The sequence below is a fragment of the Phaeobacter italicus genome (assembly GCF_019801785.1).
Classification (GTDB): Bacteria; Pseudomonadota; Alphaproteobacteria; order Rhodobacterales; family Rhodobacteraceae; genus Phaeobacter; species Phaeobacter italicus.
The window spans coordinates 271062-284354 of the sequence record NZ_JAHVIJ010000001.1; the positions used below are offsets into that span (position 1 = coordinate 271062).

Here is a 13293-nt window from a genome sequence, read left to right on the forward strand (position 1 = left end):
CCTATACCAAGTGGCCCTTAGCCACCGTAGCCTTCGACGATTTCCATGTCCCCCGTCGATACCGGATCCCGCAGGGCCTTGGCCTCTTGATAGGACACCGAGTCGTAACAGGCTTTGGCGGTGGCGAAATCCTTGAACTCGATGACGACGGTGCGGGCGCGGGTCTGACCTTCGCGCACCTCCTTGGGGCCGCCGCGGACCAGAAAGCGGGCGCCGAACTCTGCAAAAGGGGCTGCGTTGGCGGCGATGTAGTCCTTGTAGCGCTCCATATCGTCCACATCGACATGAGCGACCCAGTAACCTTTGGGCATGGTGGTTCCCCTTGCGCGTCTGAAAGGCGTGATTTGCGACAGGCTGATACAGAATGCGATCAAAGGCAATGACTGCATTTCGGGGATTTTCCCCTTATGCTGCAGATTTCATGGAGAAATTGCCGCATCTTGGCGGATTTGTGCAGGCTGCGCACAAAGCTGCCGGTCAAGGCTGATGCCCAACCCGCCCTCTGGGGAGCAGGCCTGTGGGGTAGCGGTATCAATGAAGGGGGAGGAAGCATCCGTCCCCCATCAAGAAAAGCAGCGACCGTTGAAGGCCGCTGCGGTCTCTGAGGTGATGGGCGATCAGAAGGGTTCGATGCGGACCCAGTTGGCCTCGCCATCGGCGATGTGTTTGGCAACATCTGCACGCCATTTGTCCCGCGCGCCTTCATGCACGAAGGTATAGAGCTTGCCGTCGACCATTTCGGTGACGTTCGGATCGCCCGGGCGCTTGTAGCCCTGCGACGCGGCCCATGCGCAATAGGCGTCGAACTGGGGGGCGTAGGCCGCTGGATCCGCCTTGAAGGTGTCGCGATTTTCCTCGGAGCTGAAGGTCCAGAGGGCGCCATCCCATAGGTGGAAGAATTTTGCCTTGCCGTGCTCCGGCGCGCCCTGGGAATAGGTCACGGGATCATAACCGCCAAATGCTGTTCCAAGGGTGTTCCCGGCAAATGCGGGCGCGCTGAATGCTGTTACTGCGGCGGCGGTCATCGCGGCAAAATAGGTCTTCTTCATTGGGGTGGATCCTCCATCAGTTTCCCGACCTGCCAGGGTTGTTCCGGCAGGAATGCCCTCAAGTTAGCGAAGGTTCGCAAAGACTGAAGTAACGTTATCTCACCGTAATTTCAGGAGTTTTGCCTAGGCGCAAAGACCGCCTGCGTTTCGCCTGTGTACAAGCAGGATTGGCACCACGGCGCCGTGATGTGGGGGGTTCAGGGATGGGAAATCAGGTGCCGGATGTCGCGGGATTGGGCCAATTGGCTGCGAAGCATCCGAAAGTGGTGACAGGGCCGGATCTTCGCCGGCCCTGTCAAATCACGCATGTGTCAGCCGATTTCGGCAAGGCGGGCCAGCGCCTCTTTGATCTTGGCTTCTTCTTCCTCGCGCAGGGCGAGGTTTTCACGGGCTTCCGCCACGACCTCTTCGGGGGCGGAGGCTGCGAATTTGGGGTTGTTCAGACGCCCGCGCAGGCCACCCAGCTCCTTGGCGAGCTTACCGAGGGTTTTCTCAAGCCGTGCCTTTTCCGCTTCGACGTCGATCACGTCCGCCAGCGGCAGGCCGAAGGAGGCGCCGGGGGCCGCAACGCTTGCGCAGCCTTTGGGGAAGCTCTCGACCTGCTCCAGCGTGGTGATCCGCGCAAGTTTCTGGATCATCGCCTCGTTCTTTTCCCAGGCGGTGCGCGCCTGATCTGAGAATTCGGTCACCACCATCGGGATCTTGGCACCGGCCGGCACATGCATCTGTGCGCGGGTGGAGCGGATGTTCTCGATCGCGGTGATCACCCAGTTCATTTCGGCGTCGGCATCGGCGTTGACCAGCTCGGTGCCGTAGGTCGGCCAATCGGCATGGGCCAGCATGGTGTCGCGCTTGGCGGTATTGCCCCACAGCTCTTCGGTGATGAACGGCATGATCGGATGCAGAAGGATCATGCACTGATCCAGCACCCAGCCCAGCGTCTGGCGGGTCTCGGCGATCACTGCCTCATCATCAGAATTGAACAGCGGTTTGCTGAGTTCGATGTACCAGTCGCAGACCTTGCCCCAGACAAAGGCATAGAGGCCGAGGGCCGCATCGTTGAAGCGGTAGGCGTCCAGGGCGGCATCCACCTCGACGCGGACCTTGGCGGTCTCGCCGATGATCCACTGGTTCACGGCAGCCTTGGCATCGGGGATGTCATAGGCCGGGGTGTCGGCGTCATAGACGTTGTTGAAATGGGCGAAGTTCACCGCATTCCACAGTTTGGTGCCAAAGTTGCGGTAGCCTGCGATGCGCTGCATGTCGAGCTTCAGCACGCCACCAAGGCTGGCCATCGCCGCATTGGTAAAGCGCAGCGCGTCGGCGCCGTATTCGTCGATGATATCCAGCGGATCGACGACGTTGCCGGTGGATTTCGACATCTTCTTGCCCTTGGCGTCGCGGACGAGGCCATGCAGGTAAACCGTGTCAAACGGGATGCGTTGTTCGACCGGCAGATCCTGATCCAGAACCGCCAGCTGCATCATCATCATCCGGGCAACCCAGAAGAACAGAATGTCCTGACCGGTGACGAGGGTCGAGGTCGGGAAGTATTTCTGCATCTCGGCGGTATCTTCGGGCCAGCCCAGCGTGCCGATCGGCCAGAGACCGGAGGAGAACCAGGTGTCCAGCACGTCGGGGTCGCGGCGAAGCAGAACGAAGTCGTTGTTACCCTTAAAGCCGGCGGTTTCAACGGCATCTTCGAACATGTCGTTGCCGTCGACATGTTCGATTGCCTCGGAAACTCCATAATACTGCTTTGCCAGTTGCTCTGCTTCAGCAAATGAGGCGGCGCAAAAGGGGACAAATTCAAGGGCGTCATAATCCACACCGAACGACTTGTTGGAGGCGTCTTTCTTCGGCCCATACCAAACCGGGATCTGATGGCCCCACCACAGCTGGCGCGAGATGCACCAGGGCTCGATGTTTTCCAGCCAGTGGTAATAGGTCTTCTCGCCACTTTCCGGCAGGATCTTGACGGTGCCGTCTTTCACGGCGTCCAGCGCCGGGCCGACGATCTTGGCGGCGTCCACGAACCACTGGTCAGTCAGCATCGGCTCGATAACCACTTTGGAACGGTCGCCAAAGGGCTGCATGATCGGCTTGTTTTCGACGTAGGGCACGGTCTCGGTGACCTCGCTCTCGTTGCCGTCTTCATCCTTTACCTTGGTGGTAACGGTGGTCATCACGGCAAGACCTTCGGCGGTGATCTGATCGACCACCAACTTGCGCGCCTCGAACCGGTCCAGGCCGCGCAGATCGTCGGGCACCAGGTTGATGGCGTCGGTCTCTGCCTCGGTCAGGGTTTTCTCGCCTTTGGCGACGGCCATCGCAATGGTCGCGGCCTCATCATAAGACGCGCCATCTGCGCGCATCGCGCCTTTGGTGTCCATCAGGCGGTACATCGGAATGCCACCGCGTTTGGCGACCTGATAGTCGTTGAAATCATGCGCGCCGGTGATCTTCACGGCACCAGAGCCGAAATCCTTGTCCGGGTATTCATCGGTGATGATCGGGATCAGGCGGCGGTGTTCCTTGGGGCCGACGGGGATTTCGACCAGCTTGCCCACGATGGGGGCATAACGCTCGTCCGATGGGTGCACAGCCACCGCGCCGTCGCCCAGCATGGTTTCGGGGCGGGTGGTGGCGATGGAGATATAATCGCGCTCTTCCTCCAGCGTGACGTTGCCGTCCTCGTCCTTCTCCACATAGGTGTAGGTCGCCCCACCTGCGAGCGGGTATTTGAAGTGCCACATGTGGCCTGCGACCTCGATATTCTCTACCTCAAGGTCGGAGATCGCGGTTTCGAAATGCGGATCCCAGTTCACCAGCCGCTTGCCGCGGTAGATCAGACCCTTGTTGTACATCTCAACAAAGACCTTGATGACGGCGTCGTGGAAATTGGGCGAGTTCTCGTGCCCGGTGCGGGTGTCGCCCTGGGCGCCTGCCATGGTGAAGGCGGTGCGCTCAAAATCACAGGAGGCGCCGAGACGCTTCAGCTGTTCGATGATGGTGCCGCCGGATTTCTCTTTCCATTCCCAGATCTTCTGAAGGAACTCGGGGCGGGAGAAATCGGTGCGCTTCTTGCCGTCCTTGGCCAGTTCACGCTCGACCACCATTTGGGTTGCGATGCCTGCGTGGTCGGTGCCGGGCTGCCAGAGCGTGTCATAGCCCTGCATCCGCTTCCAGCGGATCAGGATGTCCTGCAGCGTGTTGTTGAAGGCATGACCCATGTGCAGGACGCCGGTAACGTTCGGCGGGGGGATCATGATGCTGTAGGTGTCGCTGCGCTTGGCGTTTGCGCCCGCGCGGAAGCAACCGGCCTCTTCCCAGGCCTTGGAGAGCCGGGTTTCGGCTTCGGCTGCGTTAAATGTCTTGTCCATCGCCATCGGATTGTCCTGCCTGCGTATCATCTGATCGGCCTTTCCCATACCGAAAGGGGAGGGAAAGGGAAAGGCTCCTTAACGGATCTGCGCTGTGATCCGGACCGCGCAAGGCGGGCAGTGGGCGCGCGCAGAACCACGGGGCAATGCTGACAGATTGAAAAAAATCAAAAACGAATGGAACGAACGCGCTGCTAACCGCGTTTTAAGCACAAGTTGCCACGGTGGGTGGCAGGTGGGGACTGCGCATATGGTAGTGAGTGATGCCGCGCAGCACCTTGCCGGGGGGTATTCCAAGACCCCTTAAATGTTTGCCACTTTGGGATCGCACTGCTGCGGTGTGGCACTGAAGTGTTTGTCCGGCCTTCTCCCTCGGGCCGGTGTGCCGATGGCTTTGGTTTCAAGTCGCCCGGCTGCCCTTGATGCGGATACCGCAGGGTGGGCCGGGCGCACGATTTTCCCGACATGACAGTGCAGGTGCTCTGACCCTAATGCCCCTGACGGTCCAGTTTTGTTGCGAGGTGGATCAGGCTTTCCGATGATCTGACGCCGCGCGCTTCACCGATGCGGTCGATGGTTTCGTCCAGCTCGCTTGTGGTATGGGCCACAACCTGCGCCAAAAGATCAAACCGGCCTGATGTGGTGTGGACCACCTCGACCCCCGGCAGGCTGCGCAGACGGGCGAGCACCTCTGGTCCGGTGCGAGGCTCGATTGAAATCAGGACAGTGGCTTGCAAGGGGGGGCGTGCATTGACCGATGTGCGCAGCGTGTAGCCGGTGATGACGCCGGTTGTTTCCAGACGTTCCAGACGGGCCTGAACGGTCGTCCGCGCCAGCCCCAACCTGCGGGCCAGATCCGCCACCGGGCGGCGGGCGTTTTCCCGCAACAGCGCGAGGAGTTGCTGATCTGTCTCGTCGTTCTGCATATTTGGCCTGCGATATGTCGTGTGTTTTCGTCACTATAGTCATTGTGCCGAGCGATATCGACGGGAAACTGGCCGAAACTGATAGAAACACGATGACAGGGCCTTTTTCCATGCAGCAGATTCCACCTCTCTGGCTTTCTCCCGAAACGCATCTGGCGCGCAGCACACCGGATCATCCGATCCTGTATTTCTCGCCGCGCGTTCTGCATGAGGTGGCAAATCGGTTTCAGACAGGGTTTCCGGGTCTTGTCACCTATGCGGTAAAGGCCAATCCACATCCGGCGGTTCTGTCCAATTTGGTCGCCGCAGGGATCACTGCCTTTGACGTGGCTTCGCCCGCAGAGATGGATGCGGTGCGTGCAGCCAGCCCCGATGCGGTCATGCATTACAACAACCCTGTACGCTCCGACGCGGAGATCGCGGCAGGGATCGACCACGGGGTGGCGAGTTGGTCGGTGGATGACGCGAGCGAGCTGGCCAAGCTGGCAGATGTTCCCAAGAGCTGCGAGATCGCCGTGCGTTTTGCCCTGCCGGTTGCGGGTGCGGCCTATGACTTTGGCAGCAAGTTTGGCGCAAGCCCAGATGAGGCGGTCGCGCTATTGAAAGCGGTGGCTGAGGGTGGCTGGACGCCGGCCCTGTGTTTCCACCCCGGCACCCAATGCGAGGACGAAAGCGCCTGGGTCGAGTATATTTATGCGGCCAAGGACATCATTGCTGCGGCGGGTGTCGAGATCGCGCGCCTCAATGTTGGCGGCGGATTTGCGGCCAACCGCGATGGCGTTGCACCGGACCTGGAGCGCGTCTTTGAGGCCATCGCCCGCGCAGCTGATGCCGCGTTCGGCGACGACAAACCGTTGCTGATCTGTGAGCCCGGACGGGCAATGGTGTCTGAGAGCTTTACCCTCGCGGCCCGCATCAAGGGGATGCGCAAGGCGGGCGAGGTCGTGTTCCTGAACGACGGGATTTACGGCGGCCTGGTCGATATCCGGGACATGGGGCTTCCGGGTCGGGTGGAAGTGGTTGCCGCGAATGGCACCAGTCGGCAGGGGGATCGGCGCCCGCGGGTTGTCTTTGGTCCGACCTGCGACAGCCTTGACCGGCTGCCGGATGGCCTGCCGCTGCCGGAGGAAACCCGGATTGGTGACTATGTTCTGTTTCCGGGGCTTGGTGCCTATTCTTCAGCCATGAGCACGCAATTCAACGGCTATGGCCTGTCTGATGTGGCCACTGTGATCGAGCTGTCTGGACAAGCCAGTTCCTGAAGCTACTGTCGCATTTGAACGGATCGAACGGTGGGCCGACAGAACGCGTCAGCCCGCCGTTTGGTGTGTCGCCCGATGTGCTGCCAATTGCGGGAGTGCTTGGTCCAACGACGACAGAAGCAGGTGCGAAGATGGAAAAATTCGGCAAGAGCCAATCGGTTAAGCGGGTGGAAGACGTCAGGTTCCTGACCGGTCAGGGCCGCTATATCGACGACATCGCACCAGACGGCGCGTTGCGTGCCTATGTTCTGCGCAGCCCTGTTGCCCACGGCACCATCACCGGACTTGATTTGGAGATGGCGCGCGACAGCGATGGGGTTCGGGCTGTTCTCACGCTTGCCGATCTTGAGGCTGCAGGGCTTCGGGTTGGAATGGATGGCGCGTTGGTCAAGAACCGCGACGGCAGCGATGCTGCGTCTCCGGAACGTCCGATCCTTGCCCGCGACAAGGTGCGTTATGTCGGCGAGCCTGTGGCGGTCGTGATTGCCGAGACAGCGACACAGGCCAGAGATGCCGCGGAGATGATCGAGCTGGAGATTGACGATCTGCCAGCCAAGACCGATCTCGCTCCCGGTGGCACAGCCCTGCATCCGGAGGTGCCTGACAATCGCGCCTTTGACTGGGGTCTTGGGAATGAGGCCGAAACCGAAGCGGCCTTTTCCGCGGCGGCCCATCGTGTGTCGTTGCAGGTGGACGACAACAGGATCATCGTCAATTCGATGGAGCCGCGCGGCTGTTTTGCTGATTGGCGCGAGGGCCGTTTGCATTTCACCTATGGTGGGCAGGGCGTCTGGGCGATGAAGCGCCAGCTGGTCGAGAAACTGAACCTGCCGGAGGACGCCGTTCATGTCAGCACGCCTGATGTGGGTGGTGGGTTCGGCATGAAGGCGATGCCATATCCGGAATATTTCGTCGTGGCCCATGCCGCGCGCATGCTTGAGCAGCCGGTGGTCTGGGTTTCAGACCGGAGCGAAGCGATGCTGAGCGACAATGGCGGGCGTGATCTGACGTCTCTGGCAGAGCTGGCCTTTGACGAGGATCTGCGGATCACAGGCTACCGTGTGCACACGCAGTGCAATCTGGGGGCCTATAACTCGCATTTCGGCCAGCCCATCCAGACCCAGCTGTTCAGCCGTGTTCTGGCCGGTGTTTATGACATTCAGACCACCTGGCTGCGGGTTGAAGGGATCTATACCAACACGGTTCAGGTCGATGCCTACCGGGGGGCCGGTCGCCCCGAAGCGATCTATGTTCTGGAACGGGTGATGGATCAGGCGGCCCGCGAACTGGGCGTCGATCCGTGGGAGCTGCGCCGCCGCAATTTCATCCGTCCGGAGCAGTTTCCCTACAAGACGGCAACCGATGAGACCTACGACGTGGGAGATTTCCATCACGTGCTCGAACGGATGGGGGTCGCCGCAGATCTTGATGGCTTTGCTGCGCGCAAGGCGGCGGACGCAGCCAAGGGCAAACTGCGCGGCATCGGCTTGTGTTACTATATCGAAAGTATTTTGGGTGATCCTTCAGAAAGCGCAGACGTCGCCTTTGAGGAGGATGGCCGGGTGAGCATCTATGTCGGAACGCAAAGCAACGGGCAGGGCCATGAAACGGTCTATGCACAGTTTCTGGCGGACCAGACCGGCATTCCGGCGGAAGATATCACCGTCATCCAGGGCGACAGCGACCGGATTGCACAGGGCGGCGGCACTGGTGGGTCGCGCTCTGTCACCACGCAGGCCAACGCCACATTGGCAACCGTCGACAAGATGGTCGAGGCATTTACGCCGTTTCTGGCCGACCATATGGGGGTTGATCCCCAGACCATCACCTTTGACGCCGAAACCTTTAGCGCACCAGGAAGCAACCAGCGCCCGAGCATGCTTGAAGCCGCAGAGCTAGCGCGACAGCAGGGGCGTCAGGATCTCCTGCGTCACAAGGCGACCGCGAAACTGCCCGGGCGTTCGTTTCCCAACGGCGCGCATGTTGCCGAAATCGTGATTGATCCCGACACCGGCATCAGCACCATTGACCGCTACACGGTCGTGGATGATTTCGGAAATCTTATCAATCCGTTGCTGGCCGAAGGTCAGGTGCATGGCGGGGTGGTTCAGGGCATCGGACAGGCCATGATGGAGCGGGTTGTCTATGATGAGGATGGACAACTGCTCACGGCATCGTTCATGGATTATGCCTTGCCGCGCGCGGCGGATGTGCCAATGATCGAAGTAGGCTTTGCTCCGGTGCCGTCCACCGAAAACCCGATGGGGATGAAGGGCTGTGGCGAAGCGGGCACCGTGGGTGCGCTTGCCGCTGTTGCCAATGCCGTGCAGGACGCTGTCTGGGCGCGCGGCGTGCGGCAGGTTGAAATGCCGTACACACCACTGAGACTATGGGAAGTGTTGAGGGATGTCGCTGACGCAGCTGAGTAAACGGATACTGGGATGGCTCGGTCGGCCACTGCGCTCCGAGCATTCTGCGGAAGCCAAGCTGCGCGGGCCGGTGGCCCATGTCATCATTCTTGACGGGACCATGTCCACGTTGGAACCGGGCCGCGAAACCCACGCAGGCCAGCTGTATCGTTTGTGCCGGGAAATGGGCGCGCAGGTTTCTGTTTTCTACGAAGCGGGCATCCAATGGCACAGTTGGCGCACCACGCCCGATGTGATGATCGGGCGCGGGATCAACCGTCAGATTCGGCGTGCCTATGGTTACCTGGCTTCCCGCTACCGTCCGGGAGATCGCATCTATCTGATGGGCTATTCCCGTGGCGCCTATGCCGTGCGCTCGCTTGCCGGGGTGATTGACGAGGTGGGGCTGCTGACGGCGGAACATGCCACCGTGCGCAATATCCGCACGGCCTATCGCCATTACCAATGTGGCAGCCCTGCGGTTCAGGGGCGCGTTGAAATCAGTGCAGAAGATGGCGCAACCCGCGATGTGTCTGTTGATGCCACCGACGGGGCGCCGATCGGGCAGGGGGGCGCTGCTGCCGCCTTTGCCGCGCGCTACTGCCACAAGGATGTCGAGATCGAAATGGTCGGCGTCTGGGACACGGTCAAGGCGCTGGGCCTGCGGCTCCCCCTGTTGTGGCGCTGGGCGGAGCGGCGACATGGCTTCCACAACCATCAGCTGGGTCGGCACGTCAAACATGGTTATCACGCCCTTGCGCTGGATGAGACACGTCAGGTCTTTGCGCCGGTGCTTTGGGAATGCCCCCACGGCCATGATGGGAAAGTTGAACAGGTCTGGTTTCGTGGCAGCCACGGGGATGTGGGCGGCCAGCTTGGCGGATTTGAGGAGGCGCGCCCCCTCGCCAATGTGTCGCTGATCTGGATGCTTGAGCGGGCAGAGGACTGTGGCTTGCCGCTGCCGCGCGACTGGCGCATGCGCTTTGCAGTCGATCCCGGGGCGCCATCCGTCGGGACCTGGCGGGGGTGGGGCAAGATCTTTCTTCTGCGGGGCAAGCGCCGCGTTGGTCTGGACAACAGCGAGCGGCTGCACAGCAGCGTGGGTGCCAATTCCAGCAGCAAGAAACTGGCAGACTGGCAGTCGGCGCTGTCTAGGCCCTAGGGGGAACTCTAGGCCCTAGGGGGATCTGCTGTGCAGACGCAGTCTGACATCCGCATCCGAGACCTGTCGCCAGATGCTGATCTGGAGCTGGTTGCGCAGTTTTACCGGGACGCGCCGGATTATTGGCTGCTGGCCGAGGGGCAGGCGCCCGATCTGGCCAAGGCTGCGGCCTTTTTCACCGACGGCCCGCCAGGTTGCGACCCGGAGCTGTCCTATCGATTGGGCCTTTTCCTTGGTCCGAGATTGTCCGGTCTGGCGGAGGTGTCATTTGGGTTCCCCGACCCGGAAGATGCCTATCTTGGTTTCATGATGCTGGGGCCTTGGGCGCGGGGTGCGGGGAATGGAGCGACCTTTTTGCGCGCCGCAGAGCTGCGCGCCCGGACACGGGGCGCGGCTCGGATTTATCTTGCTGTCCTTGATGAAAACCCGCGGGCACGGGCCTTTTGGCTGCGTGAGGGTTTTCGCGACACCGGGGTGCGCGGCGAGATCGACATGGGGCGCAAGCGCCAAAGCCTGCGCAGGATGTCCAAAAACCTGCTGTGAGCGGACCAGCGTGTGGAAGACCCGGCTTTATTGGTCTGCGGCTGTGTCGCGGATCAGTCTGCGGCGACTTTCATCACGATGCAGGTCGTAGAGCCGGTTGCATAAAGACGACCATCTTCCACCCCACGCAATTCGCCATGAGCGACCCCGGTTGAGCGGCCGACGTGATCGGTGGTGCCGACACAGTCAATGGTCGTGCCAAGTGGAATGGATCGCAGGATGTTTACCTTGAATTCCAAGGTTGTATAGACAGATCCCTTGGGCACGCGGGTCATCACGGCGCAGGCCATCGCGCTGTCCAGAAGGGTGCCGTACCAGCCACCGTGCACCGTGCCCATTGGGTTGGTGACGCCAAATTCAGGTGTGCCGCGAAAAACCACCTTGCCCTCTTCGACACTGTGGAGGTGATAGCCAAGGGTTTCGCCGATGGGGGGACCGGGCAGGCGCCCGGACAGGATGCCCTGCATGAACTCCAGCCCGGAGATATTGGCGATTTCGTCCATGCGCAGCAGCTCTTGGGGGGAGCGGGCAACGCGCAGGGTGTCGGGGCGCTGATAAACGGATGGGCTGGGGGCGGCTTGCGTCGTCATGGGTGGTCCTTGGTGAGGCGCGGCAAAATAAAGCGCCCCCGCCGGGATCAGCAGGGACGCATGGTGCACAGGCTATGTGGGGGCGCATTGAGCGGCAAGCGCTACGCCACGTTCTCCAGCTGAACTTTTGGTGTGATCCCAAGGGCAAAACAGACATCGCGGGTCAGTTCCGGGCGGTTCAGCGTGTAGAAGTGGAGCTTTTCGACGCCGCCTTCCATCAGGTCGCAGCAAAGCTCGGAGCAGAGCGCCGTGGCCAGAAGATCCTCGCGGTTGTCGCGCACAGCCTTGTCAAAAGCCTCCTCGACCCAGGCCGGGATTTTGGTGCCGCAGCGCTTGGCGAAATTGCGGGCGCCCTTCCAGTTTTCGATGGGCAGGATGCCGGGGGTGATGCGGCTGGTGTCGATACCGGCCTTGGCGCAGTCATCGCGGAACCGGAAGAAGGTGTCCGCCTCAAAGAAGAACTGCGTCAGCGCCTCGTCCGCGCCGGCGTCAAGCTTGCGCTTGAGCCATTCGACGTCGGCCCGGTCGCTCGCGGCTTCGGGGTGACGGTCAGGGTAGGCGCCGACGCGAATGGAGAATTGATCCCGCTCCGCCAGCGCTGCAATCAGTTCGACCGAGTTGGCAAAGCCATCCGGGTGCGGCACAAACCCGCCAGAGCCCTTTGGTGGATCGCCACGCAGCGCAACGATTTCGCGCACACCAGCTGCGGCGAACTGGTCGGCGATTTCCATGGTTTCGTTGCGGGTTGCGTTCACACAGGTCAGATGTGCAGCGACATTCAGGCCGGATGATTTGTGCAGCGTCGCCACCGCCTCGCGGGTGAGATCCCGGGTGGTTCCCCCCGCGCCATAGGTTACCGACACGAAACGCGGCCCAAGCGGGGCGAGGGTTTGAACGGTGTCCCAGAGACGGAAAGACGCTTCCAGCGTCTGCGGCGGGAAAAACTCGAATGAAATTTCTGGGGTCGTCATGAACAGAACTCCGCTTGATTTCGTCTCTTGTTGCATAGCAGCAATTGTGAAACAATTTCATAATACTCAAGAACAACATGAGCGATCCGACAGATGCACATCGAATTCCGACACCTCCGCACGATCAAGGCGATCCATCAGGAGGGTGGGCTGGCCCGTGCCGCCGACATGTTGAACATCACACAGAGTGCGTTGAGCCACCAAATCAAGGGTTTGGAGGATCAGGCGGGGGTTGAGCTGTTCCTGCGCCGCTCCAAACCGATGAAACTTTCGGCGGCGGGGCTGCGGCTGTTGCGGCTGGCAGAACAGGTGTTGCCGCAGGTCGAGGCGATTCAGGCCGAGTTTTCTGCGCTGCGGGACGGCAACACGGGACGGATGTATATCGCGATCGAATGTCATGCCTGTTTCGAATGGCTGTTCCCGGTGCTGGAGGGGCTGCGGAAAAACTGGTCAGATGTGGATGTGGATATCCGACCGGGGCTGGCGTTTGATGCGCTGCCTGCGCTTCAGAAGGAGGAGGTCGATCTGGTGGTGTCGTCCGACCCGGAGGATCTCCCCGGTGTCGAGTTCATCGAGCTGTTCGACTACAATCCCGTGTTCGTGGCCTCTGCCCAGCATCCATTGGCCGAAAAACCCTATGTCGATGCCGAGGATTTTCGTGGCCAGACGCTCATTACCTATCCGGTGGAAAAGGCGCGGTTGGATATCTTCAATCAGCTTCTTACCCCGGCAGGAGTTGAGCCTGCCCATATCCGGCAGGTGGAGCTGACCGCCGTCATTTTGCTGTTGGTCGCTTCAAACCGGGGGATTTCGGTGCTGCCTGACTGGGTGGTGCGAGAGGTGAAATACTCCTCTGATTACGTGACCAGACCGCTGACAGCCAAGGGGATCACCCGGCGGCTTTATGCGGCGATCCGTTCTGAGGATCGTGACAAGCCCTACATGCAGGAGCTGATCCGTCTGGCCAAGGTCGAAGCGCGGCGTCTGCAGCAGCAGTGA

Annotated in this window: 11 protein-coding genes; 5 read left to right on the forward strand and 6 right to left on the reverse strand. The window is 60.9% G+C overall.

Annotated features, from left to right (window positions below; all coding sequences use genetic code 11):
- Window positions 1-17: 17 nt before the first annotated feature.
- The 4 genes from KUV39_RS01305 to KUV39_RS01320 form a co-directional block, all read right to left on the reverse strand.
- Complete coding sequence (locus KUV39_RS01305) at window positions 18-311, reverse strand: DUF1330 domain-containing protein (protein ID WP_046210062.1); 294 nt, start codon at window positions 309-311, stop codon at window positions 18-20.
- A 306-nt stretch (window positions 312-617) separates the two neighbouring features.
- Window positions 618-1049 (reverse strand): YHS domain-containing (seleno)protein, encoded by a 432-nt coding sequence (locus tag KUV39_RS01310; protein ID WP_008562008.1) that lies wholly within the window; start codon window positions 1047-1049, stop codon window positions 618-620.
- Window positions 1050-1360: 311 nt separating this feature from the next.
- Window positions 1361-4438 carry a valine--tRNA ligase gene (locus tag KUV39_RS01315; protein ID WP_222459038.1) on the reverse strand — a complete coding sequence of 1026 codons (3078 nt, stop codon included), beginning with the start codon at window positions 4436-4438 and terminating at the stop codon, window positions 1361-1363.
- Between the two features lie 482 nt (window positions 4439-4920).
- Window positions 4921-5358 (reverse strand): Lrp/AsnC family transcriptional regulator, encoded by a 438-nt coding sequence (locus KUV39_RS01320; RefSeq protein WP_008562940.1) that lies wholly within the window; start codon window positions 5356-5358, stop codon window positions 4921-4923.
- Window positions 5359-5468: 110 nt separating this feature from the next.
- Between KUV39_RS01320 and KUV39_RS01325 the strand changes: the two genes are divergently transcribed.
- From KUV39_RS01325 to KUV39_RS01340, 4 genes are all read left to right on the forward strand, one after another.
- Window positions 5469-6620 carry a type III PLP-dependent enzyme gene (locus KUV39_RS01325; protein ID WP_222458726.1) on the forward strand — a complete coding sequence of 384 codons (1152 nt, stop codon included), beginning with the start codon at window positions 5469-5471 and terminating at the stop codon, window positions 6618-6620.
- Between the two features lie 131 nt (window positions 6621-6751).
- Window positions 6752-9049, forward strand: coding sequence for a xanthine dehydrogenase family protein molybdopterin-binding subunit (locus KUV39_RS01330; protein ID WP_222458727.1), 2298 nt, complete (start codon window positions 6752-6754; stop codon window positions 9047-9049).
- Window positions 9027-10190 carry a DUF2235 domain-containing protein gene (locus tag KUV39_RS01335; RefSeq protein WP_046210064.1) on the forward strand — a complete coding sequence of 388 codons (1164 nt, stop codon included), beginning with the start codon at window positions 9027-9029 and terminating at the stop codon, window positions 10188-10190. The genes KUV39_RS01330 and KUV39_RS01335 overlap by 23 nt, the downstream gene beginning before the upstream one ends.
- 30 nt (window positions 10191-10220) lie before the next feature.
- A complete protein-coding gene (locus KUV39_RS01340) occupies window positions 10221-10733 on the forward strand; it encodes a GNAT family N-acetyltransferase (protein ID WP_222458728.1) in 513 nt (170 codons plus the stop codon).
- A 53-nt stretch (window positions 10734-10786) separates the two neighbouring features.
- Here the strand turns inward: KUV39_RS01340 and KUV39_RS01345 are convergent, their stop codons facing one another.
- Window positions 10787-11323, reverse strand: coding sequence for a PaaI family thioesterase (locus KUV39_RS01345; RefSeq protein WP_222458729.1), 537 nt, complete (start codon window positions 11321-11323; stop codon window positions 10787-10789).
- A 101-nt stretch (window positions 11324-11424) separates the two neighbouring features.
- Entirely contained in the window at window positions 11425-12294 is an 870-nt protein-coding gene (metF, locus tag KUV39_RS01350) for a methylenetetrahydrofolate reductase [NAD(P)H] (RefSeq protein ID WP_037302868.1), read from the reverse strand.
- Window positions 12295-12387: 93 nt separating this feature from the next.
- Here metF and KUV39_RS01355 point away from each other — a divergent pair, with 93 nt between their 5' ends.
- A complete protein-coding gene (locus tag KUV39_RS01355; protein ID WP_008562274.1) occupies window positions 12388-13293 on the forward strand; it encodes a LysR family transcriptional regulator in 906 nt (301 codons plus the stop codon).